The sequence below is a fragment of the Pseudomonas sp. FSO-7 genome, from assembly GCF_059579345.1.
This window is the reverse complement of sequence record NZ_CM184193.1, coordinates 2,061,360-2,088,192: the sequence shown is the minus strand read 5'-3', so window position 1 is coordinate 2,088,192 and position 26,833 is coordinate 2,061,360. Positions and strand designations below refer to the sequence as shown.

The 26,833-nt window shown below is 62.5% G+C and carries 23 protein-coding genes and 1 pseudogene; 9 read left to right on the top strand and 15 right to left on the bottom strand.

Annotation, left to right across the window (positions count from 1 at the left end; genetic code table 11):
* Nucleotides 1-364: 364 nt before the first annotated feature.
* From nirB to cobA, 4 genes are read left to right on the top strand one after another with little or no spacing between them, the layout of a single operon-like run.
* On the top strand, nt 365-2,818 hold the full coding sequence (gene nirB / locus AC515T_RS09175; RefSeq protein WP_496532216.1) for a nitrite reductase large subunit NirB: 2,454 nt from the start codon (nt 365-367) through the stop codon (nt 2,816-2,818).
* Complete coding sequence (nirD, locus tag AC515T_RS09170) at nt 2,815-3,132, top strand: nitrite reductase small subunit NirD (RefSeq protein ID WP_018605256.1); 318 nt, start codon at nt 2,815-2,817, stop codon at nt 3,130-3,132. The genes nirB and nirD overlap by 4 nt, the downstream gene beginning before the upstream one ends.
* Complete coding sequence (locus AC515T_RS09165; protein WP_496532215.1) at nt 3,132-5,849, top strand: nitrate reductase; 2,718 nt, start codon at nt 3,132-3,134, stop codon at nt 5,847-5,849. Before nirD ends, AC515T_RS09165 begins: the two co-directional genes overlap by 1 nt.
* 10 nt (nt 5,850-5,859) lie before the next feature.
* Nucleotides 5,860-6,615 (top strand): uroporphyrinogen-III C-methyltransferase, encoded by a 756-nt coding sequence (gene cobA / locus AC515T_RS09160; RefSeq protein WP_496532214.1) that lies wholly within the window; start codon nt 5,860-5,862, stop codon nt 6,613-6,615.
* Between the two features lie 200 nt (nt 6,616-6,815).
* On the opposite strand, the gene AC515T_RS09155 is transcribed toward cobA, so the two are convergent.
* The 8 genes from AC515T_RS09155 to ppsA form a co-directional block, all read right to left on the bottom strand.
* A complete protein-coding gene (locus AC515T_RS09155) occupies nt 6,816-7,850 on the bottom strand; it encodes an OmpA family protein (protein ID WP_496532213.1) in 1,035 nt (344 codons plus the stop codon).
* 107 nt (nt 7,851-7,957) lie between these two features.
* Nucleotides 7,958-8,548, bottom strand: coding sequence for an RNA polymerase sigma factor SigX (gene sigX, locus AC515T_RS09150; RefSeq protein WP_003183614.1), 591 nt, complete (start codon nt 8,546-8,548; stop codon nt 7,958-7,960).
* A gap of 91 nt (nt 8,549-8,639) precedes the next feature.
* Nucleotides 8,640-9,464, bottom strand: a complete 825-nt coding sequence (locus AC515T_RS09145) for a mechanosensitive ion channel family protein (RefSeq protein ID WP_003199523.1) — start codon at nt 9,462-9,464, stop codon at nt 8,640-8,642.
* Between the two features lie 2 nt (nt 9,465-9,466).
* Complete coding sequence (locus AC515T_RS09140) at nt 9,467-9,712, bottom strand: hypothetical protein (protein ID WP_014337331.1); 246 nt, start codon at nt 9,710-9,712, stop codon at nt 9,467-9,469.
* Nucleotides 9,713-9,775: 63 nt separating this feature from the next.
* Entirely contained in the window at nt 9,776-10,771 is a 996-nt protein-coding gene (gene cmaX, locus AC515T_RS09135; RefSeq protein ID WP_063322265.1) for a divalent cation transporter CmaX, read from the bottom strand.
* A 25-nt stretch (nt 10,772-10,796) separates the two neighbouring features.
* Nucleotides 10,797-11,288: a ribonuclease E activity regulator RraA gene (gene rraA, locus AC515T_RS09130; protein WP_496532212.1), complete on the bottom strand. Its 492-nt coding sequence runs from the start codon at nt 11,286-11,288 to the stop codon at nt 10,797-10,799.
* Between the two features lie 126 nt (nt 11,289-11,414).
* Nucleotides 11,415-12,404 carry an alpha/beta fold hydrolase gene (locus AC515T_RS09125; RefSeq protein WP_496532211.1) on the bottom strand — a complete coding sequence of 330 codons (990 nt, stop codon included), beginning with the start codon at nt 12,402-12,404 and terminating at the stop codon, nt 11,415-11,417.
* Between the two features lie 251 nt (nt 12,405-12,655).
* The gene (ppsA, locus tag AC515T_RS09120; RefSeq protein ID WP_496532210.1) at nt 12,656-15,031 is read right to left on the bottom strand and encodes a phosphoenolpyruvate synthase; all 2,376 of its coding nucleotides are present in this window, start codon (nt 15,029-15,031) and stop codon (nt 12,656-12,658) included.
* A 184-nt stretch (nt 15,032-15,215) separates the two neighbouring features.
* Between ppsA and ppsR the strand changes: the two genes are divergently transcribed.
* Nucleotides 15,216-16,034 (top strand): posphoenolpyruvate synthetase regulatory kinase/phosphorylase PpsR, encoded by an 819-nt coding sequence (ppsR, locus tag AC515T_RS09115; protein WP_496532209.1) that lies wholly within the window; start codon nt 15,216-15,218, stop codon nt 16,032-16,034.
* A gap of 131 nt (nt 16,035-16,165) precedes the next feature.
* Here ppsR and AC515T_RS09110 read toward each other — a convergent pair whose 3' ends face one another.
* Nucleotides 16,166-17,011 carry a type 1 glutamine amidotransferase domain-containing protein gene (locus AC515T_RS09110; RefSeq protein ID WP_496532208.1) on the bottom strand — a complete coding sequence of 282 codons (846 nt, stop codon included), beginning with the start codon at nt 17,009-17,011 and terminating at the stop codon, nt 16,166-16,168.
* A 103-nt stretch (nt 17,012-17,114) separates the two neighbouring features.
* Here AC515T_RS09110 and AC515T_RS09105 point away from each other — a divergent pair, with 103 nt between their 5' ends.
* Entirely contained in the window at nt 17,115-18,011 is an 897-nt protein-coding gene (locus tag AC515T_RS09105; protein ID WP_496532207.1) for a LysR family transcriptional regulator, read from the top strand.
* A 191-nt stretch (nt 18,012-18,202) separates the two neighbouring features.
* Here AC515T_RS09105 and AC515T_RS09100 read toward each other — a convergent pair whose 3' ends face one another.
* From AC515T_RS09100 to AC515T_RS09080, 5 genes and pseudogenes are all read right to left on the bottom strand, one after another.
* Nucleotides 18,203-18,430 (bottom strand): MbtH family protein, encoded by a 228-nt coding sequence (locus AC515T_RS09100; RefSeq protein ID WP_496532206.1) that lies wholly within the window; start codon nt 18,428-18,430, stop codon nt 18,203-18,205.
* Between the two features lie 84 nt (nt 18,431-18,514).
* Nucleotides 18,515-19,927 (bottom strand): aspartate aminotransferase family protein, encoded by a 1,413-nt coding sequence (locus tag AC515T_RS09095; RefSeq protein WP_496532205.1) that lies wholly within the window; start codon nt 19,925-19,927, stop codon nt 18,515-18,517.
* A 96-nt stretch (nt 19,928-20,023) separates the two neighbouring features.
* Nucleotides 20,024-20,248, bottom strand: a pseudogene (locus AC515T_RS09090) (GNAT family N-acetyltransferase); the annotation flags it as partial.
* Nucleotides 20,249-20,321: 73 nt separating this feature from the next.
* Entirely contained in the window at nt 20,322-21,656 is a 1,335-nt protein-coding gene (locus tag AC515T_RS09085; RefSeq protein WP_496532204.1) for an ATP-binding protein, read from the bottom strand.
* A complete protein-coding gene (locus tag AC515T_RS09080; RefSeq protein WP_496532203.1) occupies nt 21,653-22,333 on the bottom strand; it encodes a response regulator in 681 nt (226 codons plus the stop codon). Before AC515T_RS09080 ends, AC515T_RS09085 begins: the two co-directional genes overlap by 4 nt.
* A 174-nt stretch (nt 22,334-22,507) precedes the next feature.
* Between AC515T_RS09080 and dsbD the strand changes: the two genes are divergently transcribed.
* The 3 genes from dsbD to dsbG are packed head-to-tail and all read left to right on the top strand — an operon-like array spanning nt 22,508 to nt 25,847.
* The gene (gene dsbD / locus AC515T_RS09075) at nt 22,508-24,235 is read left to right on the top strand and encodes a protein-disulfide reductase DsbD (protein ID WP_496532202.1); all 1,728 of its coding nucleotides are present in this window, start codon (nt 22,508-22,510) and stop codon (nt 24,233-24,235) included.
* The gene (locus AC515T_RS09070; protein WP_496532201.1) at nt 24,235-25,104 is read left to right on the top strand and encodes a TlpA family protein disulfide reductase; all 870 of its coding nucleotides are present in this window, start codon (nt 24,235-24,237) and stop codon (nt 25,102-25,104) included. Before dsbD ends, AC515T_RS09070 begins: the two co-directional genes overlap by 1 nt.
* Nucleotides 25,080-25,847 carry a thiol:disulfide interchange protein DsbG gene (gene dsbG, locus AC515T_RS09065; RefSeq protein WP_496532200.1) on the top strand — a complete coding sequence of 256 codons (768 nt, stop codon included), beginning with the start codon at nt 25,080-25,082 and terminating at the stop codon, nt 25,845-25,847. The genes AC515T_RS09070 and dsbG overlap by 25 nt, the downstream gene beginning before the upstream one ends.
* Nucleotides 25,848-26,011: 164 nt before the next feature.
* Here dsbG and AC515T_RS09060 read toward each other — a convergent pair whose 3' ends face one another.
* Nucleotides 26,012-26,818, bottom strand: coding sequence for an alpha/beta fold hydrolase (locus AC515T_RS09060; RefSeq protein WP_496532199.1), 807 nt, complete (start codon nt 26,816-26,818; stop codon nt 26,012-26,014).
* Between the last annotated feature and the right edge of the window lie 15 nt (nt 26,819-26,833).

The window sequence follows — 26,833 nt, the reverse complement described above, 5'->3', positions numbered from 1 at the left end:
TGCTTCGCAGCCCAGCGGGAGCAAGCCCCCTCGCCACAAAAGCTTTTCGCCAACCTCTCCGCGCTCCATTACCGGGCAACACGCTTTGATTCGGTGCAATAAACCCCGCTCCAATCCACTCAACCAGCCCGCCGCTCAACAAATCCGCATCTTCGAGCCAGTTGGCACAACCACTGCATAACCTCTTTCACCATACATAAAGCAACGCCTCCAACGATGAAGGCGGTGCTTCCCGAGAGAACGGGACCAGGACAAAGGCGTCCTCGCTAGCTTGCTAGCGGGACGCCTTTTTTTGTTTTCGTAAAAATTGCCGAGCCAGTCCGATCGCCGTGATGAAACGGACCTGAGCTTGCGGAGAACCCTGATGAAAAAACTCAAACTGGTGATGATCGGCAACGGCATGGCCGGGGTTCGAACCCTCGAGGAACTGCTCAAGCTGAGTAACGAGCTGTACGACATCACGGTGTTCGGCGCCGAGCCCCACACCAACTACAACCGCATCCTGCTCTCGCCGGTGCTGGCCGGTGAGCAGACGTTCGAAGAGATCGTGCTCAACGACCTGAGCTGGTACCTGGACAACAACATCAAGCTGCTGCTCAACCGCGAAGTGGTGGAGATCGACCGGGTCAAGCGCCGGGTCATCGCCGAAGACGGCAGCGAAGCCGAATACGACCGCCTGCTCATCGCCACCGGCTCCACGCCCTTCATCCTGCCGATCCCCGGCAACACCCTGGACGGCGTGATCGGCTACCGCGACATCGCCGACACCCAGGCGATGATCGACACCGCCAAGACCCACAAGCACGCTGTGGTCATCGGCGGTGGCCTGCTGGGCCTGGAAGCGGCCAATGGCTTGAAGCTGCGGGGCATGGACGTGACCGTGGTGCACCTGGGCGAATGGCTGCTGGAACGGCAATTGGACAAGACCAGCGGCCAATTGCTGCAGACCGCCTTGGAAAACCGAGGCCTGAAATTCCGCCTCAGCGAGCAGACCCAGGCCCTGCACGACGCAGGCAATGGCCGGGTCGGCTCGGTCCAGTTCAAGAACGGCGACATCATCCCCGCCGACCTGGTGGTGATGGCCGCCGGCATCCGCCCCAACACCGAACTGGCGGAAAAATCCGGCATCCCGTGCAACCGCGGGATCCTGGTCAACGACACGATGCAAACCTACGACCCGCGCATCTACGCCATCGGTGAATGCGCCAGCCACCGCGGCACCGCCTACGGCCTGGTGGCGCCGTTGTTCGAACAGGCCAAGGTCTGCGCCAATCATCTCGCGCAACTGGGTTTCGCCACTTACAAGGGTTCGGTCACGTCGACCAAGTTGAAAGTCACCGGCATCGACCTGTTCTCCGCAGGCGACTTCATGGGCGGCGAAGGCACCGAGACCATCACCCTGTCCGACCCCATCGGCGGCGTCTACAAAAAGCTGGTGATCAAGGATGACGTGCTGGTCGGTGCCTGTCTGTACGGCGATACGGCGGACGGTGGTTGGTATTTCCGGCAGATCCGTGAGAACCATGCCATCGGCGAGATCCGCGATCACCTGATGTTCGGGGAAAACGCCCTGGGCGACGTAGGCCACCAAGGCCAGGACAAAGCCATGAGCATGGCCGACACCGCCGAAGTCTGCGGCTGCAATGGCGTGTGCAAGGGCACCATCGTCAAGGCGATCCAGGAACACGGGCTGTTCAGCGTCGATGACGTGAAAAAACACACCAAGGCCGCCAGCTCCTGCGGCTCCTGCGCCGGCCTGGTGGAACAGATCCTGATCAACACCGTCGGCGGCGCGGCGGACGTCAAGCCGAAAAGTGAAAAAGCCATCTGCGGTTGCAGCGACCTCAACCACGGCCAGATCCGCCAGGCGATCCGCGACCAGCACCTGCTGACCATCGCCGGCGCCATGAGCTACCTGAACTGGCGCACCCCGAACGGCTGCGCCACCTGCCGCCCGGCATTGAACTACTACCTGATTTCCACCTGGCCTGGCGAAGCCCACGACGACCCGCAATCGCGCCTGATCAACGAGCGCGCCCACGCCAACATCCAGAAAGACGGCACCTACTCCGTGGTCCCGCGGATGTGGGGCGGCGTGACCAACCCATCGGAACTGCGGCGCATCGCCGACGTGGCCGACAAGTACAACGTACCGATGGTCAAGGTCACGGGCGGGCAGCGCATCGATTTGCTGGGGATCAAGAAGCAGGACCTGCCCGGCGTCTGGAAAGACCTCGACATGCCGTCCGGTCACGCCTACGGCAAGTCCATCCGCACCGTGAAGACCTGCGTGGGCAGCGAGTTCTGCCGCTTTGGCACGCAGAACTCCACCCAACTGGGCATCGAGCTGGAGCACGACCTGTTCAACATGTGGTCGCCCCACAAGGTCAAGCTGGCCGTCTCCGGTTGCCCGCGCAACTGCTCGGAAGCGGGCATCAAGGACGTCGGCATCATCGGCGTCGATTCCGGCTGGGAGATGTACATCGGTGGCAACGGCGGGATCAAGACCGAGGTTGCCGAGTTCTTCGTCAAACTCAAGACCGCCGAAGAGGTGCGTGAATACAACGGCGCCTTCCTGCAGTTGTACCGCGAGGAAGCCTTCTACCTTGAACGCACGGTGCACTACATGCAGCGGGTTGGCATGGAGCACATCAAGAAAGCCGTGCTGGAAGACCCCGAGCGACGCAAGGCTCTCCACGAACGCCTGAAGTTTTCCCTGTCGCTGGAACAGGACCCTTGGAAACAACGCCTGGAACAGCCTCAGTTGAAGAAAGAGTTTGAGGTCATCCCCGTGAAGAACCTGGAGGTGCCAGCATGAACTGGTTGGATATCTGCGCACTGGAAGAGATCAATATCCTCGGTTCGCGCATCATCAATGGCCCGAAAGGCGATATCGCGATTTTCCGCACCAGCGATGATGAGGTGTTCGCACTGGATGACCGTTGCCCGCACAAGGGCGGCCCGCTGTCCCAAGGGTTGGTCTACGGCAAGCGTGTGGCCTGCCCGCTGCACAACTGGCAGATCGACCTGGAAAGCGGCCAGGCCCAGGCCCCCGACGTGGGCTGCGCCCATCACCATTCAGCCCGGGTCGAAAACGGCCGGGTGCAACTGGCCCTGCGGGACGCAAGCTGATGAACCGCCAGATCACTGCCTCGACCTGCTGTTATTGCGGGGTCGGTTGTGGCGTCCTGATCGAGCATGACGGCGAGCGCATCCTCGGCGTCAGCGGCGATCCCGCCCACCCGGCCAACTTCGGCAAACTGTGCAGCAAGGGTTCCACCCTGCACCTGACCGGCGACCTCGTCGCCCGCGCCCTGTACCCGGAGTTGCGCCTGGGCAAAGGCCTGGCCCGGGCCCGCACCGATTGGGACAGCGCCCTGGATCACACCGCCAGTGTCTTCGCCGCGACCATCGCCGAGCACGGCCCCGACAGCGTGGCGTTCTACATCTCCGGCCAGTTGCTGACCGAGGATTACTACGCCTTCAACAAACTCGCCCGGGCGTTGGTGGGTACCAACAATATCGACAGCAATTCCCGGCTGTGCATGTCCTCCGCGGTGGTGGGCTACAAGCGCAGCCTCGGTGCCGACGCCCCACCCTGCAGCTACGAAGACCTGGAGCTGAGCGACTGCGTGATGATCGTTGGCAGTAACATGGCCTACGCCCATCCCATCCTGTTTCGCCGCCTGGAAGAGGCCAAATCCCGCCGGCCGCAGATGAAAGTCATTGTCATCGATCCCCGACGCACCGACACCTGCGACCTGGCGGACCTGCACCTGGCAATCCTGCCGGGCACCGATGTCGCCTTGTTCCATGGGATTTTGCACCTGCTGCTGTGGGAAGACTGGGTCGACCGCGACTTCATCAAGGCCCATACCGAAGGCTTCGCGGACCTGAAGAACCTGGTACGCGACTACACCCCGGCCATGGTCGCCCAGTTGTGCGGCATCAGCGTCGAACAACTGCACCAGTGCGCCGAATGGGTCGGCACGTCGCCGAGCTTCCTGTCGTTGTGGTGCATGGGCTTGAACCAGTCCACCGCCGGCAGCGCGAAAAACAGCGCCCTGATCAATCTGCACCTGGCCACCGGGCAGATCGGCCGGCCGGGCGCGGGGCCCTTCTCGCTGACCGGTCAACCCAATGCCATGGGCGGACGGGAAACCGGCAGCCTGTCGAACCTGTTACCGGGCCATCGTGAAGCCGCCAACCCGGAACATCGCGCCGAAGTCGCCCACTACTGGGGTGTCGAGCAGTTGCCCGCCACCACCGGCTTGAGTGCCATCGAGCTGTTCGAACAGGTGCGCAGCGGCAAGATCAAGGCGTTGTGGATCGCCTGCACCAACCCCGCCCAATCGATGCCGGACCAGACGGCAGTACGCGAGGCCCTGCAAGCCTGCCCGTTCGTAGTGTTACAGGAAGCCTTCCGGACCACCGAGACCGCCGCCTTTGCCGACCTCCTCCTGCCGGCGGCCAGCTGGGGCGAGAAAGAAGGCTCGGTGACCAACTCCGAACGGCGGATTTCCCACGTCCGTCGGGCCATCGGCGCACCGGGCGAAGCACGTCCGGACTGGGCAATCACAGTGGATTTCGCACAACGCCTGGAGAAACGCCTGCGCCCGGGCCAACCCAGCCTATTCGCCTTTGACACCCCGGCCCAACTGTTCGATGAATACAAACAGCTGACCCGGGGCCGCGACCTGGACTTGTCCGGCATCAGCCATGCCCTGATCGATCAACTCGGCCCCCAGCAATGGCCCTTCCCCGAAGGCGCCACGGTCGGAACGGCGCGCCTGTACGTGGACGGAGTTTTCCCGACCGACAACGGTCGGGCGCGCTTCATGGCCGACCCCTATCGCGCCGCCCAGGAACTGCGTGACGCCCGCTACCCCTTGACCCTCAACACTGGCCGCTTGCGTGACCAGTGGCACGGCATGAGCCGTACCGGCACCGCCGCGCAGTTGTTTGGTCATGTGAACGAAGCCGTGCTCAGCCTGCACCCCGACGAACTCCAGCGCCATCGCCTGCAAGCGGGCGACCTGGTCAACCTCAAGAGCCGTCGCGGCAGCGTGATCGTGGCCGTGGACCGCGACGACAGCGTGCGCCCCGGCCAGGCGTTCCTGCCCATGCACTGGGGTGACCGGTTCCTCAAGGGCGGCGTGAATACCCTGACTCAACCGGCCTTCGACCCCTTGTCGAAACAACCGGAACTCAAGCACAGCGGCGTGCGCCTGGAGCCGGTGAACCTGCCTTGGCAGCTTTTCGCCTTGATCGAAGGCGATGTTCAACAGCATTTGGAGGCGCTGCGCCCCCTGTGCGAGGCGTTTTCCTACGTCAGCCTGAGCCTGACTGGCCGTGAGCGTCCCGCGCTGCTGATTCGCGCTGCCAGCGCCGTCGCGCCCGAACCGCAACTGCTCCAGGCCATCGACGAGCAATTAGGCCTGATCGAAGGGCCGGTACTGGCCTATGACGACCCGCGTCGGGCCATCGGTAAACGGGTGCGCATCGAAAACGGCCGCATCACCGCCATTCGCCTGGCCGGTGAAACCCTGGCCCGGCACTGGCTGCAGAACCTGTGGCTGGAAGGCCGTGCCGATGAACAACTGCGGCGCTGGCTGCTGGCGCCGTTGAGCGCGCCGCCGGGCAACGTCGGCGCGACGATGGGCGGCAGTAAAACGCTGTGCAACTGTATGAACGTCAGCCAGCGCGCGATCTGCGCAGGCATCGAGCGTGGCCTGGATTTGCAGGGGCTTAAACAGGAACTGGGCTGTGGCACGCAATGTGGTTCTTGCGTACCGGAAATCAAGCGCCTGCTGGTTGCCACTGCGCAACCGCTGGCGGCTATCTCGTGAGGAAAACACTATGAACGCAAAAGTCTGGCTGGTGGGTGCAGGTCCCGGTGACCCTGAATTGCTGACCCTCAAAGCCGTACGCGCCTTGGGCGAGGCCGACGTGGTGTTGATCGACGATCTGGTCAATACCGCGGTGCTGGAACACTGCCCCGACGCGCGCATCATTGCCGTAGGCAAGCGCGGCGGCTGCCGCTCCACACCCCAGGCTTTCATTCATCGGCTGATGCTGCGTTATGCCCGCCAGGGCAAATGCGTGGTGCGCCTCAAGGGCGGCGACCCCTGCATCTTCGGCCGCGGCGGTGAAGAGGCGCAGTGGTTGCGCGAGCATGGCGTCGAGGTGGAGCTGGTCAACGGCATCACCGCCGGCCTCGCGGGGGCGACTCAGTGCGATATTCCACTGACCTTGCGCGGAATTGCCCGGGGCGTGACCCTGGTCACGGCCCATACCCAGGACGGCAGCAGCCTGAACTGGCAAGCCCTGGCGAAAAGCGGGACCACCTTGGTGGTGTACATGGGCGTGGCGAAGCTGAGCGAGATCCGCGAGCAATTGCTGGCCGGTGGCCTGGCGGCGAACACCCCCGTAGCCATGATCGAAAACGCCTCCCTGCCCCACCAGCGTGATTGCCGTAGCGACCTGGCCTCGATGGAAGCCGACGCCAACGCCTTTCAACTCAAGAGCCCGGCGATCCTGGTGATTGGCGCGGTGGCCGGTGCGGCCGAACTGGCCGCCTCCCCGCCTGCCTTGACCCAAGCTTCAGTCCTCTAACAGACAACCCCTACCCATGTGGGAGCGAGCTTGCTCGCGATTGCAATGTATCAGCAGCCTGGAGGGTGACTGACACACCGCAATCGCGAGCAAGCTCGCTCCCACAGGTCTTGTGTGTTCCAACCCACCCCATGATTTTCATAAATCCCAGGCAAAGAAAAGCCCGGCCTAGGCCGGGCTTTTCCAAAGCTGTGGGCTAATTACTTAGCTTGGGCTTCAACCTGCGCTTCTACGCGACGGTTAACTGCACGACCAGCGTCAGTGGCGTTGTCGGCAACTGGGCGGGATTCGCCGTAGCCAACAGACTGAACGCGGGACGATTCAACACCGTACTGGTTGGTCAGAACTTGCTTAACGGCGTTTGCACGACGCTCAGACAGTTTCTGGTTGTAAGCGTCAGGACCGACGGAGTCAGTGTGACCTTCAACAGTAGTGGTGGTGGATGGGTACTGCTTCATGAAGTCAGCCAGGTTCTTGATGTCGCCGTAGCTGTTAGGCTTGACGGTCGACTTGTCGAAGTCGAACTTGACGTCCAGCTCAACACGAACGACTTCAGCAACAGCTGGGCAGCCATCAGCGTCAACAGTTACGTTGGCTGGGGTGTCAGGGCACTTGTCGACGTTGTCGCACACGCCATCGTTGTCGCTGTCGGAGCAGACTTCAGCCGGAGCTGGAACTGGAGCAGCAGCAGGCTTGGAGCCGCCACCGAAGTTCACACCGATACCGACGCTTGGAGCCCACTCGGTGTCGCCCTGGTCGATGTTGTACTGAGCTTCAACGCCAGCACGGGCGTAGAAGTTCTCGGTGAAGTACAGCTTGGCGCCGCCACCAACGTTGGCGAAGGTAGAACGGTTACGACCGTTGCTGCCATTCTGGTCGATGCTCTGGTCGGAGAAACCGGCCGAAACGTACGGACGCAGCATGTCGCCTGGGTTGTTGAAGTGGTACAGAGCGTCCAGAGCGGTGTTGGCGCCCTTGACGTTAGTGCCGTCGTCGGTACGAGCGTTGTGCACTTCGTCGTAGGCCAGACGCAGTTCAACGTCGTCGGTCAGAAAGTAACCAACCGAACCGCCGAACAGGTTGCCGTTGTTCTTGAAGTTACGAGCGCTGTCGAATTGTTCTTTCTTGGCGAAGCCTTCGATTTCAACTGCGCCTTGGCCTTGTGCCAGAGCGCCGAACGAAGTGGCAGCAATCAAAGAACCAATGGCAAAGCCCAAGGTGTTTTTCAGTTTCATCCGTTAAATCCCCATCTGGTGATTGTGAAGCAGTCCCGCAAACCGGGGGACAACTCGGCGGCAAGTCTATCAGAACTTGCCTACGCGTAAGAGATATTTGCGCCGAACTAAGTTTCAGCAATGCCCGCAAATTTCTCACGCAATTTGTCAAGAGCGCGCTTGTAACGCATTTTTGTCGCGCTCAAACCCATGTGCATTATGTCTGCGATCTCCTGGAATTCCAGCTCTGCGACAAATCGTAGCACCAGAATTTCCCGGTCGATCGGGTTTACATAGACCAGCCAGCGATCGAGTCCACCCTTTTCCTCGGGCTTGGGCGCCTTATCTTCCGACGCTTCCTCGAGAGGGTCCAGGCTCAACGCGTCCATCAAGCGACGCTTTCGCCGTTCCTTGCGGTACTGCGTGATGCATTCGTTGTACGTGATGCTATAGAGCCAGGTCTTGAACTTCGATTTCCCCTCGAAGTTCTTCAGGCCATACAGCACCTTCAACATCACCTCCTGACAGACATCGTCAGCATCACGATCGTTCCCTAGATAACGCGCACAAACGTTAAATAAAGTTCTCTGGTAGCGACGCATCAACTCTTCATAGGCGCGTGTTACGTGAAACAGCTCCGTATGCGCGCGCGCGACCAACTCCTCATCGGAGAGATCACGGGGGTCGTAGCGCGTGGATAGCGATTGGGGTTTGTTCAAAACAAGTCGGGCCGACAGTCTAGGTCAATGTGCGCCGCAGCCTGCGGTAGCAGGCATTTCGCGGCGGCATACATTAGCAGGGTTTGCCGGGTTAGCGGCTACTCACATGCTGTTCCAGCAGGATCCGGTTGGAAAGCGACACCAGCTCGCCCTCCTCGGTCAGCAATGTGGTTTTCACCGTGCCGATCTCTTCGATCTGGCCTTCGACCTCGCCAACACGCACTTGTTGCCCAACCTCATACAATTCACGCACATAGATTCCCGCAAGAATCTGACCGGCGATTTCCCGGCTTCCCAATCCCATTGCCAGCGCAACCGCCAGACCAACGGTAATCAATACGATCACGATCACGTGGTTGAGCAGGTCGGTCTTGACCTCCAACTGGCTGATCGCCACCGAAATACTGATGATAATCACCAGGCCCTGGGCGATACGCCCCACGCCAGCGGCGTAGTCCAGCCCGACGCCCTCGGCCGCGCCGCGCACCAGCCCATTGGCCAGTTGCGCCAGCAGAACGCCGACCAGCAACACCAGCGCGGCACCAAAAACCTTCGGCAAATACAATGCAAGCATATCGAGCGTAGCCGAAACTCGCTCAAGGCCAAGGGATTCTGCTGCGGAAACCAGGAAAATCAGCAAGACGAACCAGTACACGATCTTGCCCACCAGGGTCGAGATCGGCACCTGGATGCCGCCACGGGACAGCAACTTGGTCAGGCCGGTGCCGCCCATCAGGCGATCAAGGCCCAGCTTGGCGAGCAGCTTGGACAGCAGGGTATCGAGCAGCTTGGCCACGACAAAACCCAGCAACAGCACCACCAGCGCCCCGAAAAGGTTCGGGATGAAGTTAGCTACCTTGGTCCACAACGCAGTCATTGCCGTGACGAGGCTCTGGGTCCAGAGATCAAGTTCCATATTCAATCAGCCTTATCAGCGGTGCGAGTAACAGGTTTACGGCGGGAAACCGGCGAGACATGGGCCGATCCATTATTCAGGGCGATCATCAGCGCGGGCAACCAGCGGCCCAGCAGGCTGAACAGATCGCCCGCGCCGACCTGGCGGTTGGCGGTTTTCAGTACACGTCCCAGGCATGCATCGTCGTCCCGGCTGGACGGCGAAGCCTTGAGCATGTCGCGCAAAGACTGTTCAAACGGATCGTGCATACGCACCTCTCGTGATGTCTGTGGAAGACGCGATCAAATTTCGTCGGGTCACATGAAACCCCATCACACCCAGCGCAAGCGGCGGAACAACCACCACTGCCCCAGCGCCACGCAGATCATCAGCAGGCACGCGACCATGAAACCGTAGGGGCTTTCGGAAAACGGAATGCCGCCAACGTTGATGCCCAAAAGGCCGGTGAGAAAACTCATCGGCAGGAAAATCCCGGTGACAATGCCGAAGCGGTACATGGTGCGGTTCATGCGCACCGAAAGGCGTCGGTCTTCGGCCTCCAGCACAAGCCCCACGCGCTCTCGGGTCAATTCCAGCTCCTCGAGGTAACGGGTCAGGCTGTTGTTCAATTCGTTCCAATAGTCGCCGTCGTCATCGCAAAACCAGGGCAGCTTGAGCCGCGTCATCTGGCCGAAGATATCCCGCTGTGGCGCCAGGAATCGCTTGAGTCCGGCGGCCCTTCGGCGGATGTGCAAAATGGCGTCGTGTTCAGGCGTATACCGTTCGTCGGTATCCAGTTTTTCTTCCTCGCCATCGACGATTTCGGAGAGGCAAGTGACCAGGTCCTGCACCTTGTTGGTGAGGTATTGCGCCATATAAAGGATGAGCTCGGACGCGGTTTTCGGCCCCTTGCCCTCGGCCAGTTGCGCCAACAGTTCATCGGTGGCGCGTAACGGCCGCAGGCGCAGGGAAATCACCCGCTGGGCGGACGCGAAGATCCGTACCGACACCATGTCTTCAGGCTCGGCGCCCGGGTTGAGGTTGATCCCCCGCAGGAACAGCAGCAGTTCGGCATTGGGCAACGGCAACAAGCGCGGACGGGTGTTCTCTTCGAGCAGCAGGTCGCAGTTGAATTCGCTCAGGCCGCTGGATTTGCGCAGCCAGGTGTGGGTTTGCGGATGACTGCGATCCCAGTGCAGCCACAGGCTTTCGTGGGCCTGCAGCTGCAAATCGTCAAGTTCGGTCCGGGCTATGGAACGCGCGCCGCCTTTACCGTCCAGCACCAGGGCATGCACCAGCCCCCATTGCGCGTTTTCTTCCTCGAACATCCTCATCCCTTATGGCTGTGGCGCTTCATTCAGGCATTTTCAGCGGGCTTGGCGAAACGATCACGCCGTTGTTGTCGGCATAGACATACTCGCCCGGGCGGAACGTCACGCCGGCAAAGGTCACCGCCACATTGAGCTCGCCGACACCACGCCGGTCGGTCTTCATCGGATGGCTGGCCAGGGCCTGGACCCCTAGGTCGGTCTGAGCGATGACATCGACGTCGCGGATGCATCCGTAGATCACCAGGCCTTCCCAGCCATTTTTCGCGGCTTTTTCCGCCAGCATGTCCCCCAGCAGTGCCCGGCGAAGGGAACCGCCGCCGTCGACCACCAGCACCTTGCCGTTGCCCTTGAGTTCAACCTGCTCCTTGACCCGCGAGTTGTCCTCGAAGCACTTGACGGTCACGATTTCGCCACCGAAGGAGTCGCGGCCACCGAAATTGCTGAACATCGGTTCCAACACCTGCACCAGTTCCGGGTAGGCGTCGCACAGGTCGGGCGTGAGGTAATGGTTCATCGAACAACTCCTGAAAGGCTGGAACGTCAGACTGAATGAGCAACCGTTTGTGACTGGAACCGCTTGACGCGTCATATCTTAGCCGCAAGCCGACCAGAGCGAAATGCCCTTGTCAGAGCCTTCGCCTCAAACCGCCTCGGCCAACGGGGGCTGTTCTGCCAGCAAGGAGGCCTGTTGATCCTCGAGCCAACGCGCCACCAACGGCCAGACCTCAAGGTGAGCGGCCTTGCTGACCAGCATCTCGACGTGACCGAAATCGTCAGTGAAACCCTCTCCCCGGCCCAGACAGACAAACTGCTTGTGAGCGGAGCCGATCTGATCGAAGAGTTTACGGCACGCCCAGGTCGGGTCCTGGTGATCGCCTGCGGCACTCACCGCCAGCACCGGCAACTGGACATCGGCCAACCCGGCCCACCAGTTCTTCTCGGCATCGCCGAATCGCCCGAACAAACCGTACCAGCGCATGCTTTCCAGGGCCAGGCCGATGGGCTCGTCTTCGGGGCCGCGCTTGAGCCTTGAGCCGGACAATTGGGCAAAGCGCTTGAGAATGAAGCGGCCGCTCCATTCCACCGGCGGAATCTTCAGCGGCCAGTAGGTGCGGCTGACCTGCGTGCCGAAAAAAGCCGCCGACGCCACCGCGGGCTCACCCAGGTAGTGTCCGCCCAAGGCTGCCGCCAGGGTAATGCCCCCCAGGGAATGACCGATCCAGTGGGGCACTTGCCCGCTCTGCTCACGCACGAAGGCGCCAATGGCCGGCAAGTCGTAACGGGCGTAGTCGGCCACCCGATTGTGGCGATAACCCTGGTTGCGCTGGGATAAGCCATGGCCGCGCATTTCGGGAATCCATACATCGAACCCCAGGCGTGCCAGGTACGCCCCCAGACCCAGGCCCTTGGGCGAGTACCAGAAGCGCCGGTTGGAAAAACTGCCATGCAACAGAATCACCGGGACGCCACGGGTTTCACCGGCGTCGGCCATGCCCAATCGGGTGACAGCCAGTTCGACACTGGCGTCCGGGCTGTTGCCGGGTTTCAAGCGATAGACATCTTCGCTCAGATCACCGCGCCGCTCGGCGCTGATCAAGGCGACAGGAAAGAGGTTGCTGCTGCTTTGCATAATCTTCTTGCACAAAAAAGGGCGGCATCCTTGTGGAGCCCGCCCTACTTCAATCAAAAGGGTCGCGTCACTGTAACGCTGCTCATTGAAGAGGATAAGTGAAACCGTGGCGAGGGAGCTTGCTCCCGCTGGACTGCGCAGCAGTCCCTTTTTGTGAGCGCTTCGCACTCAAGCGGGAGCAAGCTCCCTCGCCACAATGAACTTCACCAGCCTTCAGTACACAGTACTACCGTTCACCGCCCTTCACTCGATCAGACCGCCGCCTGACCCTCAGCCAGGAAGAACCAGGTTTCCAGCACGGAGTCCGGGTTCAACGAAACGCTTTCGATGCCCTGCTCCATCAGCCATTTGGCCAGGTCCGGGTGGTCCGAAGGGCCCTGACCGCAGATGCCGATGTACTTGCCAGCCTTGTTGCAGGCGGCGATGGCATTGGCCAGCAGCTTCTTGACCGCCGGGTTCCGCTCGTCGAACAGGTGGGCGATGATCCCGGAGTCGCGGTCCAGGCCCAGGGTCAGCTGGGTCAGGTCGTTGGAGCCGATGGAGAAACCGTCGAAGAATTCGAGGAACTCTTCGGCCAGGATGGCGTTGGACGGCAGCTCGCACATCATGATCACGCGCAGGCCGTTGTCGCCACGGGCCAGGCCGTTTTCCGCCAGCAGGTCGACGACCTGGCTCGCTTCGCCCAGGGTCCGCACGAACGGCACCATGATCTCGACGTTGGTCAGGCCCATCTCGTTGCGCACGCGCTTGAGGGCGCGGCATTCGAGTTCGAAGCAGTCGCGGAACGATTCGCTGATGTAGCGCGACGCACCCCGGAAGCCCAGCATCGGGTTCTCTTCTTCCGGCTCGTAGAGCTTGCCGCCGATCAGGTTCGCGTATTCATTGGACTTGAAGTCCGACAGGCGCACGATGACCTTTTTCGGCCAGAACGCCGCCGCCAGGGTGCTGATGCCTTCCACCAGCTTCTCGACGTAGAAACCGACCGGGTCGTCGTAGCCGGCAATGCGCTTGTCGACGCTGTCCTTGATGTCCTGGGGCAGGCCGTCGTAGTTCAGCAGTGCCTTGGGGTGCACGCCGATCATGCGGTTGATGATGAATTCCAGGCGGGCCAGGCCCACGCCGGCGTTCGGCAACTGCGCGAAGTCGAAGGCGCGGTCCGGGTTACCGACGTTCATCATGATCTTGAACGGCAGGTCGGGCATGGCATCGACAGAGTTCTTCTTGATGTCGAAGCCCAGTTCGCCCTCGAAGATGTAGCCGGTGTCGCCTTCGGCGCAGGAGACGGTCACGCCCTGGCCGTCCTTGAGCAACTGGGTGGCGTTGCCGCAACCGACCACTGCCGGGATTCCCAATTCACGGGCAATGATCGCCGCGTGGCAGGTACGCCCGCCGCGGTTGGTGACGATGGCGCTGGCGCGTTTCATCACCGGTTCCCAGTCCGGGTCGGTCATGTCGGAGACCAGTACGTCGCCGGCCTGGACCTTGTCCATCTCCGAGACGTCCTTGATGATCCGCACCTTGCCCGCGCCGATGCGCTGGCCGATGGCACGGCCTTCCACCAGCACGGTACCGGTTTCCTTGAGCAGGTAGCGCTCCATGACGTTGGCCTGGGTGCGGCTTTTCACGGTTTCCGGACGGGCTTGCACGATGTACAACTTGCCGTCGTCACCGTCCTTGGCCCATTCGATGTCCATCGGGCACTTGTAGTGCTGCTCGATGATCATCGCCTGCTTGGCCAGCTCGCTGACTTCGGCGTCGCTCAGGCAGAAACGCGCGCGCTCGGCCTTGTCCACATCGACGGTCTTCACCGAACGACCGGCCTTGGCTTCGTCGCCGTAGATCATCTTGATGGCCTTGCTGCCCAGGTTGCGGCGCAGGATGGCCGGACGACCGGCTTGCAGCGTGCCTTTGTGAACGTAGAACTCATCCGGGTTCACCGCGCCTTGCACGACGGTTTCACCCAGGCCGTAGGCGCCGGTGATGAACACCACGTCACGGAAGCCCGACTCGGTGTCGAGGGTGAACATCACGCCGGCGGTGCCGGTTTCGGAGCGGACCATGCGCTGCACACCGGCGGACAGGGCGACCAGCTTGTGGTCGAAGCCCTGGTGCACGCGGTAGGAAATGGCACGGTCGTTGAAAAGGGAGGCGAAGACTTCCTTGGCGGCACGGATGACGTTTTCCACGCCACGGATGTTCAGGAAAGTTTCCTGCTGGCCGGCGAAGGAGGCATCCGGCAGGTCTTCGGCGGTGGCCGAGGAACGCACGGCGACGGCGATATCGGGATTGCCCTCGGACAGCTTGGCGAAAGCGGTACGGATCTCGGCGTTCAGTTTCTCGGGGAACTCGGCTTCCATGATCCATTGGCGGATCTGGGCACCGGTCTTGGCCAGGGCGTTGACGTCGTCGACGTCCAGGGCATCGAGCGCATCGTGGATCTGCTTGTTCAGGCCGCTCAGTTCCAGGAAATCACGATAAGCCTGGGCGGTCGTGGCGAAGCCACCTGGCACCGATACGCCGGCACCGGCGAGGTTGCTGATCATCTCGCCCAGGGATGCGTTCTTGCCCCCCACATGCTCCACATCATGGACGCCGAGCTTATCGAGGGAAACTACGTACTCTACCAAGGTGATCTCTCCACTAACTGTGTTGGAAAAGCTCAAGGCACCGACGGCTCCAGGGGAGCGCTTGCCGGCGATATGGCCTGGACCTGGAAAATAAGTGAGAATGCGGGCCACTGGCGGCCGGCAAATCGCGCCTATCATATCCAAGAATCGTCACTAGCTCACTAGCTTAAGGCCCAAGGTGCAAATGAAACGATCCGCTTTCTTTATCTCCGACGGCACCGGCATCACGGCCGAAACGCTAGGCCAAAGCCTGCTGGCACAGTTCGAAAACATTACCTTCAGCAAGGTGACACGTCCGTACATCGACAGCGTCGACAAGGCGCGGGCCATGGTACAGCAAATCAATAAAGCCGCCGAAAACGACGGTTTCCGCCCGATCATCTTCGATACCATCGTCAATCAGGACATCCGTGAGATTCTCGCGACGTCCAATGGTTTCATGATCGACATTTTTTCGACCTTCCTGGCGCCCCTGGAACAGGAACTGAGCGAGCATTCTTCCTATTCGGTCGGCAAGTCCCATTCCATTGGCCACAACTCCAACTACATGGAGCGTATCGAGGCGGTCAACTTCGCGCTGGACAACGATGACGGCGCCCGCACGCATTATTACGACAAGGCCGACCTGATCCTAGTGGGCGTGTCGCGTTGTGGTAAGACACCGACGTGCCTGTACATGGCGATGCAGTTCGGCATCCGCGCGGCCAACTATCCGCTGACCGAAGACGACATGGAGCGCCTGCAACTGCCCAGCGCCCTGCGCGCCCACCAGCACAAGCTGTTCGGCCTGACCATCGACCCGGACCGCCTCACCGCGATCCGCAACGAGCGCAAGCCCAACAGTCGTTATTCAAGCTACGCCCAGTGCGAGTTCGAAGTGCGCGAGGTGGAAAACCTGTTCCGGCGGGAGAACATTCCCCATATCAACTCCACGCATTTTTCCGTGGAAGAGATTTCGGCGAAGATCCTGGTGGAGAAAGGGGTGGAGCGGCGGTTCAAATAAAACCGCCACACCACTAAAACCTGTGGGAGCGAGCTTGCTCGCGATTGCGGAGTATCAGCCGGCATCCATGTTGCTGATCCGCCACTATCGCAAGCAAGCTCGCTCCCACAGGGGATTTGTAGTGCTGCTGGCTACTGCGCCAGACGCTTGACCAACGCCTGCCCCACCTCCAGCGCTGACGCCGGGTTCTGGCCGGTGATCAATTCCCGATCCGTCACCACGTGGGACGTCCATGGCGAGGTGTTGCTGCTGTAGTGCCCACCCGCCTGTTCCAACGCGGTTTGTGGATAGAACTTCATGCGCCCGCCACCCAGCAGCCCCTTGGCCAGCTCTTCTTCCTGGTTGCTGATCACCGTCATCTTGTACCCGGCATAGATCCAGTCGGCCTTGGCCGTAGCCTGGCCTTTGGCGGCCAACTGGCCAGCGAAGCCCTTGGCATCGATCAAGGTCGACAGCAACGCTATCGGCCCGTGGCACACCAGCGCGGTGGTCTTGCCCTTGTCGTGGAAGTGCGTCAGCACCCGCCCCAGCGGCGCGCTCGTGAGCAAATCCTGCATCGGCGCATGTCCGCCGGGAATGTACAGGGCGTCGAACTGTTCCAGGCCGATCTGCTCGACACGGGCCAGGCTGATCACTGGCGAGTCCTTGGCCGACGTGATGTTCAACTGCGCCAGCAACGCCTGATAGCGCTCCAGCTCCGCCGGGTCATTGTTGAAATACATCTTGTCCACCGAGGAGCGGTCCAGCGTCGGCGCCCGGCCCTCGGGCGTCGCGAACGTCACCCGGTGACCGGCATCCAGCAACAGTTTCACCGGTTGCAGCAATTCGTTGAGGTAGAACCCGGTGGCGAAGACCTGGCCATTTTTCAGGTCCAGATGATCGGAGTCCGACAGGACCACCAGCACGTTATCGGCATGGGCCGCGACACTGATGCCTGCCAGAACGACAGATGTTGCCAAGGTCGTGAGCTTTTTCATGATGACTCCAGGACGCTTCGATAAAAGATGCGCTCACTGTATTGATGCGCTTACCGGCGATAAACTGGCAGCCCGGAACATCACTTGGCCCCTGGAGGCAACAATGGCCCGTCGATTCGATCATCTTGCCGACGTGGAAGCCTTCGTCACGGTCGTGGAAAAAGGCACCCTCAGCGCCGGCGCCGTGGCGCTCGGGACCACGCCTTCGGTCCTGAGCCGCGCCATCTCCCGCCTTGAAGCCCGGCTCGGGGTGCAACTGTTGCGACGCACGACCCGACGGCTGAACCTGACCGATGCCGGTACCTTGTACCTGGAACAGTCGCGCTCGGCCTTTGCCCTGATTGACGACGCCGAGCGGCGAATCCAGGGCCAGGACGGTGTCTTGACCGGTCGCGTGCGCTTGAGCGTGCCGACCACCTACGGTCATTACCGCCTGCCATCGCTGCTGTCGCGCTTCGCCCAGGCGTGCCCGCAAGTTCGGGTCGAACTGAGCATCACCAACCGCAATGTCGATCTGGTAGCTGAGGGGTATGACTTGGCGATCCGCCTTGGGCCGCTGCCGGACAGCGGATTGGTCGGCCGCAAGCTCGAAGACGCCCGCCTTTGCCTGGTGGCCGCGCCGCAATACCTGGAACGCGCCGGAATGCCTCGGCACCTCGACGAACTGGCCACCCACACCTGCCTGCCCTTCGTGATGCCCAGCAGCGGACGCATCGCACCCTGGCTGTTTCGCGAAAATCAGGAAGATCGGGAATGGCTGCCGACGGGCAATGTGCAAGTGTCCGACGATGTATTGGGCATCGTGTCCCTGGCCCAGGCCGGGATGGGGATCTGCCAGACCTATGACTTCATTGTCCGGGAGCGAATCGAGCGTGGGGAACTGGTGGCGTTGCTGGAGGACGTTGGCGGGCGCAGCCGACCGTTTTCAATCATCTACCCGCCCCATCGACAATTGCCGGCGGCGGCACGGGCGTTGATTGATTTTTTGATTGAGCAATAGCTGGTAACGCCGGCCGCCCACTGTGGGAGCGAGCTTGCTCGCGATGGCGGTGGTTCAGCAGCATCGATGTTGACTGACACGACGCTATCGCGAGCAAGCTCGCTCCCACAGGGGTTCCGATGTGACTGCAAGATTCGTATTCTCCCGCAGCCTTCCTGTGGAAAGCTTCCTTGCTGCCACAGGCTCTACATTTAGTGGGCCAATGCCGCCTGCTCTTCCATCTTCTTGCGCAGGCTCAGCGGGCGCATGTCGGTCCAGACTTCTTCGATGTAGGCCAGGCATTCCTTCTTGAAACCGCTTTTGCCAACGGTGCGCCAGCCTTCGGGAACGGCCTTGTAGTCTGGCCAGATCGAATACTGTTCTTCGTGGTTGACCACGACCTGAAAGACGATGTCCTCGCGGTCGAATACTGAAGTCATGGGTGTCTCTCCATCTTTGCTCGAGGTTCGCTGCGTCGCATACGCAGCCAGGATATGAAAGGAACGTACGGGGCCGAGTGAAAATTAGCTGTCGGTGACCGCCGCATGCAAGGCGCGCCCGAAAATCTCGGCGACCCGGTCGATTTCCGCCCGGGTGATGATCAACGGTGGCAGGAACCGCACCACACCGCCCTGCCGACCGCCCAGCTCCAGGATCAGCCCACGCTTGAGGCATTCGCGTTGCAACCGTGGCGCCAGTTGTGCATGCACCGGTGGATGACCCAGGGCATCCGGCTTGCCCGCCGGGTCCACCAATTCAACGCCAAGCATCAGCCCGCGACCGCGGATATCGCCCAGTTGCGGGAAGTCCCGCTGCAGGATGCGCAGGTGCTCGCTCAGGCGTTCGCCCATGGCGGCGGCGTGGGCCGGCAGGTCATGCTCACGCAGGTAGCGCATGACCGCGGAGCCGGCGGCCATGGCCATCTGATTGCCACGGAAGGTCCCGGCGTGAGCGCCCGGCAACCAGGTGTCGAGCCAATCGCGGTAAACCACCACCGCCAGCGGCAGGCTGCCGCCGATGGCCTTGGACAATACCACCACGTCCGGGATGATCCCGGCATGCTCGAAGGCAAACATTTTGCCGGTACGGCCGAAGCCGCTCTGGATTTCGTCGACGATCAACGCCACCCCTGCCTGCTCGGTGATCCGCCGCAAGCCGCGCAGCCAGTCCAGGTCAGCGGGAATGACCCCGCCCTCGCCCTGCACCACTTCGACGATGACCGCCGCCGGCAGTTGCACGCCAGCCTCCGGGTCGTTCAGCAGGTTTTCCAGGTAATGCAGGTTGGCCTTGACGCCCTCGACACCGCCCAGCCCGAACGGGCAGCGGTAATCGTAGGGGTATGGCATGAACTGCACGCCGCTGCTGAGCAAGGCGCCCAAGGGTTTCTTCGGCCCCAGGCTGCCCATCAGGCTCAATGCCCCTTGGCTCATGCCGTGATAACCGCCCTGGAACGACAGCACGGTGCTGCGTCCGGTGGCGGTACGCACCAGCTTGAGGGCGGCTTCCACCGCGTCGGTGCCGGTAGGGCCGCAGAACTGGATCTTCGCCTCGGCGGCCAACGCCGTCGGCAACAGGCCGAACAGGTCCTGGACGAAGCGGTCCTTGACCGGTGTGGTCAGGTCCAGGGTGTGCAACGGCAGCTCATCGGCCAGCACCTGCTGGATCGCGTCGATCACCACCGGGTGGTTATGCCCCAGCGCCAGTGTGCCGGCACCGGCCAGGCAATCGATGAAGGTGCGGCCCTCGACGTCCTCGACATACAACCCCTTGGCGCGCTTGAGGGCCAGGGGGATCCGCCGTGGATAGCTGCGGGCATTGGACTCCTGCCGACTCTGGCGAGCCAGCAGCGGCGACTCATTGAACTGGTAGAGCGTCTCGGCCGGCACCGGGCTGACCCGGGCCGGCTGTGCTTCGATAAGGCTATTGGCGACTGACATTTCTCGACCCCGCAATACGTAGTGACCTGAACGGCACACCGGGCAGGTGCGCATCCGGTCGGGGCGCACATGCAGGTTTCCTGTTGTGGAAACGCATCAGCCACGGGGGGATTTACTCGCGGGCAGCACTTTCTCCTGTGGCGCGATCAGTGGCTTGTGCATCGCAATGGCCTTGACCCCGCCGATGGCGAAGGCGTCGGCGCTTTGCTCGAACCCCAGGTGTCGATAGAACGCCTGGCTGCTAAGGGTGCTGTTGAGATGAACCCGGACCACCCCGCGCCCGCGCAGCCACACCTCGATGCCCCGTACCAGCGCCTGGCCGACACCGCATGCTCTTGGGGCCTAACCTTGGGTCATTGTGGCGAGGGAGCTTGCTCCCTCGCCACGGAATCACTCACTTAACAGCGGTTGCCTGCACCGGCATCGTCAATTCGACCCGCAACCCATCCGGACGACTGTCGAAATGCAAACCGCAGCCGCAACGCTGGACGATGGCCTGGACAATCGCCAGCCCCAGCCCGCAGCCGGTGCTCTGGCCGTTGCGCCAGAAGCGTTGGGTCAAGTGTTGGATGTCGTCGGCGGCGATGCCCGGGCCATGGTCGCGGACCTGGAAACGCACGCGCTGGCCAATCATTTCCAGGCTCAGCTCCACATCGGTATCGTCCGGGGTATGGCGCAGGGCGTTATCCAGCAGATTGCGCAGGGCAGCGATGGAGAGCACCGCCGGCATCTGCACCGGTGCGTCGGACAGCCCTGGGGCCAAGTGCAATTTGATTCGCCGGGACTCACTGCTGGCCGCGTCCTGGATCGCCAGTCGCGCGACCTGCTCGGCGTTGCAGTGCTCGCCATCGTCGAACGACAGACTGCCTTCGACCCGCGCCAGCAGCAGCAACTGTTCGAGGGTGCGATGCATGCGGTCGGCGCCCTCCTCGGCCCGGGCCAGGGATTGGTCGCGGGCGGCGCCCTCGGTCATGCGCGCCACTTGCAGGTGCGTCTTGATGGCGGTCAATGGGCTGCGCAGCTCGTGGGCGGCGTCGCCGGTCAGCCGTCGCTCGCGCTCGATGGTCTTGCCGATGCGCTGGAACAACTGGTTCTGGGTCTCCAGCAAGGGTCGCAACTCGCTGGGCAGCGGATGGATCTGCAAGGGCTCCAGGGAGTCGGCATTGCGCCTCATCAGCGCATCGCGCATGCGGTTGAGCGGCGCCAGACCCTGGCCGATGCCCAGCCACAACAGGCACAGGCAACCGAGCAACGCCACGCCCACCGGCACCGAGGCGGCCAGCAGTATCGACATGTTCAGGGCTTCGCGCTCGATCTGGCGGTCGGCGGTGGTAATGCGCAAGTCGCCTCGGGCCAGGGTAAAGCTGCGCCAGGGCGCACCGTCGATCATCTGGTCATGAAAGCCCATCTTCTCGGCTTCCAAGGCCTGTTCCGGGGTGCCGTGGCTGCGCGCCAGAATCTCCCCGCGCAAGGAGCTGACCTGGCAGGCCATGCCGCCGGGAATGCTCAATTGCTCGGAGCTCAAATGCGTGCCGTCGCCCTTGCTGGGCAACGGCGGCATCTGCTCCAGCAACCCGGCGACCATCCGCGCCGAGGCCACCAGGCGCTGGTCGAGGGAAAACATCATCTGGTTGCGCAGGTCGCTGAGCATCCACGCCGCGGCCAGGGCCCAGATCAGGGCAAAGGCAGCGCCGAGGGTCAGGCTCAGGCGCAGTCGCAGGCTCATCACTTGGAAGTTTCTCCGCCGTCGGCCGGCCCCAGGCGATAACCCAGGCCACGCACGGTCTCGACAATGCCGTTACCCAGCTTGCGCCGCAGGTGATGGATATGGACGTTGAGGGCGTTGCTTTCCAGTTCGTCGTTGAACCCGTAGACGCTGTCCTTGAGTTGCTCGCTGGACAGCACCCGGCCGCGACTGTGCAAGAGCGCCTGCAACAGCGATTGTTCGCGCCGGGACAGATCCACCGGCTGGCCGTCCAGGGTGGTTTCCCGGCTGCTGGGGTCGTAGGTCAGGCGACCGTGCTCGATCAGGTTGACGCTGCGCCCCGCCACGCGCCGCAGCAACGTATGCAGGCGCGCCGCAAGCTCGCGCAGGTCGAAGGGTTTGAGCAGATAGTCGTCGGCGCCTGCCTGCAAGCCGTCAACACGGTCGGTCACCGAGTCACGGGCGGTGAGGATCAGCACCGGCGTCTCCAGCCCCTGCTGGCGCAGTTGCCGGAGCAGCTTGAGACCGTCCTCATCGGGCAATCCCAGGTCCAGCACCATGACATCGAACTCCGCCACGCCGACCATCGCCCGCGCCGCCGATGCGGTGGCCACGTGCTCGACCGTCAGGCCCTGCGCCGTGAGGCCGGCAACGATCCCGCTGGCAATCAACTCATCGTCTTCGCAGACCAGTACGCGCATGGTAAGCCCCGTGGAAAAAGGTACATTAGGCCGCTGGCCGATTAAGCCGACATTATGCGACGAGTACGGCAAACATGGGCGATCATTGCGGCCTGCCGGTCGTCGTCGGGTTAATCGACGGTTAATCGCCAGTCGCCATTGTGTTTCCACTCGCTTCGTTCTAAGGCTTTATCCATGCGTCGATTGTTTTTGCTGTGGCTGTTCCTGATCTCGGGCCTGGCCCAGGCCGCCAATCCCTTCGAAACCAAACCCGATTTCCTGCCGGTGGAAAAGGCGTTCGTGTTGACCTCCGAACGCCTGGACTCCGGCGAGACGCAGCTGTTCTGGCAGATCGCCGATGGGTACTACCTGTATAAGCAACGGCTCAAGTTCGATGGCCTGGCCGAGGCGCAAAAACCCACGCTGCCGGAGGGCGAGGCCCACAGCGACGAGTTTTTCGGCGACCAGCAAGTCTATCGCCAGGCGCTGGAACTGAAGGTACCCGCCGGGGCCACGGGCAAGATCAAGGTGGGCTTCCAGGGCTGTGCCGACGCCGGCCTGTGCTATCCACCCCAGACCCAGGTGGTCGATCTGGGCGGCAGCGCACCGGTGGTGGCCACCGGCGAGGCGCCTGACCAGGCCCTGGCCAGCGGCCTGCAGCAACGGGCCTTGGGCTGGAGCCTGCTGGTGTTCTTCGGCCTGGGCCTGCTGCTGGCGTTCACCCCCTGCTCGCTGCCCATGTTGCCGATTTTGGCCGGGCTGGTGGTGGGCAGCGGCGCCGGGCCGAGACGCGGCCTGGCCTTGGCCGGCAGCTACGTAATCAGCATGGCCCTGGTGTATGCGGCCATGGGCGTGCTCGCCGCGCTGCTGGGGGCCAACCTCCAGGCACTGCTGCAACAACCGTGGCTGCTGGGCAGCTTCGCGGCCGTGTTCGTGTTGCTGGCGCTGCCGATGTTCGGCTTCTTCGAATTGCAATTGCCGGCAGCGCTGCGTGACCGCCTGGAGAACGCCGGACGCCAGCGGCGCGGTGGCAGCCTGGTGGGTGCCGGCGTGCTCGGCGCCCTGTCCGGCCTGTTGGTGGGCCCGTGCATGACCGCCCCGCTGGCCGGCGCCCTGCTGTATATCGCCCAGAGCGGCAATGCGTTGCACGGCGGGTTGATCCTGTTCACCATGGGCATCGGCATGGGCCTGCCCCTGTTGTTGCTGGTGACCGTGGGCAACCGCTTCCTGCCCAAGCCCGGCGCCTGGATGAACCTGCTCAAGGGCGTGTTCGGCTTCCTGTTCCTGGGCACCGCGCTGCTGATGATTCGCCCGATCATCGACGGCTCGCTGTGGATCGGCCTCTGGGGTGTGCTGTTGTTGATTGCCGCCTACAGCGCCTGGCGCCAGACCGAAGGCTTCGGCCGCATGGCCTACCTGTGCGGGAGCGCTTCGTTGCTGTTCGGCCTGTGGGGCAGCCTGCTGGTGATTGGCGCAGCGGGCGGTGGCGATGATCTCTTCCAACCCCTGAAGGTCTACGCCGGCAACAAGGGCAGCGCGAGCGTCAGCGCCCACGACACATTCGTCACCGTCAGCGAGCCCGCCGCCCTGCAACGGGAACTGGACGCCGCCAAGGCCCAGGGCCAGTGGGTGCTATTGGACTATTACGCCGACTGGTGTGTGTCCTGCAAGATCATGGAAAAACAGGTATTCGGCCGCGCCGAGGTGCTGGACGCCCTGAGCGGCGTGCGCCTGCTGCGCGTGGACGTCACCGCCGACAGCCCCGCCAGCCGCGAACTGCTGAGCCGTTACCAGGTGCCGGGGCCGCCGAGCCTGCTATGGGTCGGTGCCGACGGTGAAGAGCGCCGCAGCCAGCGGATCACCGGGGAAGTCGACGCCAAGGCGTTCCTGGAGCGCTGGAACCTCACCCGGGACGCGCGCTGATGCTGACGTTCACCCTGGGCACCTTTGCCATCGCCCTTAACCATCTGTTGCTGATCAGCGCCCTGGCCTTGGCGACCTTCGTCGGCTGGCGAGTGGCCAAGCGCGGTGGCGAGAACCCCGAGTCGGTGCTGTTCGTGCTGTTTCTACTGGGACTGTTGGCCGCACGGATCGGCTTCGTCGTCGCCTATTGGCAACATTACCGGGACGACCCGTGGCAGATCGTCGACCTGCGCGACGGCGGCTTCCTCGCCTGGCCGGGGATTGTGGCGCTGCTGATCGGCGCCTTGTTGTGGGCCCGGCACCGCCCGGCCCTGCGCCGACCGCTGGGCGCAGGCGTCGGCAGCGGCTTGCTGTTCTGGCTGGTGGCGACCCTGTCGCTGACGATTTATGAACAAGGCACCCGACTGCCGGACATCACCCTGCGCACCGCCGACGGCCAGACCGTGAAGCTCACCGACTACCAGGGCGGCCCGCTGGTGATCAACCTCTGGGCCACCTGGTGTCCGCCCTGCCGGCGTGAAATGCCGGTGCTCGAAGAAGCCCAGCAACAGCGTCCGGACCTGACCTTCCTGTTCGTCAACCAGGCCGAAAGCATGCAAAGCGTCAGCACCTACCTGGCCACCCAGGGCCTGAGCCTGACCAACGTGTTGTTCGATGGCAGCGGCCGCCTCGGCCAGGCCGTGGGTTCCATGGCCCTGCCGACCACCCTGTTCTACAGCGCCGACGGCCGACTGCTGGGCAGCCACCTGGGCGAATTGTCGGAAGCGAGCCTGGCCCGCGCCCTGGAAAACTTCGAAACGCCGGACTCGTCCACGACGCCCCACTCCGCCACAAGGAAACCGCCATGCCCCGCCTCCGCCACCTGCTGACCCTGGCCGTTGTCGCCGCACTGTCGCAGGCACCACTGCTCCAGGCCGAAGAATTGCCTGCGGCCATCAAGAAGATCGAAGCCAAGGGCGCGAAAATCGTCGGCACGTTCGAGGCCCCGGACGGCTTGCGCGGTTACGCGGCGCAATACCAGAACCGTGGCATGGCGCTGTACCTGACCCCGGATGGGCAGCATGTCCTGCTGGGCAACCTGTACGACGCCGACGGCAAGGACCTGAGCGCCGAGCCGCTGCAAAAACTGGTCTATGCACCGATGGCCAAAGCCATCTGGGCGAAGATGGAAGCAAGCCATTGGATCGCCGACGGCAACAAGGACGCACCGCGCACGGTGTACCTGTTCAGCGACCCGAACTGCCCGTACTGCAACATGTTCTGGGAACAGGCCCGGCCTTGGGTCAAGGCCGGTAAGGTGCAGTTGCGCCACATCATGGTGGGCATCATCCGCGAAGACAGCCCGGGTAAATCCGCCGCCTTGCTGGCCGCCAAGGACCCGGAAAAAACCCTGGCCGAGCATGAAAAGGCCGGCAAGGGCAGCCCGCTCAAACCGCTCAAGGACATACCGCCCGCCATCCAGGCGAAACTGGACGCCAACCAACAGTTGATGGACGAACTGGAACTGTCCGCCACCCCGGCGATTTTCTACCTGGATGAAAAAGGCGACCTGCAACAGCAGCAAGGCGCGCCGTCGCCGGACAAGCTGGTGAAGATTCTCGGGCCGAAGTGACCGACCGCCAGACCGCCACTGCAGCCCCCCTGTGGGAGCGAGCTTGCTCGCGATTGCGGCAGATCAGTCAGCATTGAGGTGACTGACATACCGCTATCGCGAGCAAGCTCGCTCCCACAGTGGATTTGCATCGGTCACAAAATCCCTGCACGCGATGACAACGGTCAGCGACGCAGGAACTCCAGCAACGCCTCGTTCACGAATGGCGGATTCTCCAGGTTGGAGATATGCCCCGCCTCCGGAATCAACACACGGGCACACCCGATCAACTCGGCCATTTCCAATGCCTCGGACGGTGGACGTGGCTTGTCCTGGTCGCCGCACATCACCACTGTACGTTTGGCATCCAGGGCATGCAGGCGCGGCAGGATGTCGTCCCGACCGAAAATGATCCGCCCCAGCGGCACGATGCTGTCGCGCAGGCGATCGGTCGGCAGCGCGGCCAATGTGGCGCGGAACTGTTGATAGAGCGCCGACTGCGGATCGATACCCGGCCGGAAAAAGATCGGCACGACGATGTCCAGCAACGGCTCGGGAATGCTGCCGATGGCCTCGATCTTGTCGAACAGTGAAAAATAATAAAGCCGGGTCGGCTCCGGCTCGACGCCGACGTAGGTGTCCATCAATACCAGCGACTGCACGCGCTCAGGTGCCGCCAGCGCCAGCCGAGCGCCCCACATCCCGCCCACCGAAAGCCCCACCAGGTGGAAGCAGTCGATGTCCAGGTGATCCATCAACGTCAATGCCTGGCGAGCCAGGTCGTCCAGGGAGGTCATGCCTTCGGGCAACGGCCCGGACTGGCCGTGGCCCCACAAGTCCAGGGCGATGACCCGGTAATGCCGGGATAGCACCTCGATCTGCGGCGCCCACATGGAGTGGTCCCACAGGTAGCTGCTGCCCAGCAGCACCACCGGGCCCTGGCCTTGGTCCAGGTAGTGAAGCGGTTGTCCGTCGATCGTTGCAAAGGGCATGGGAGACCTCCTTGT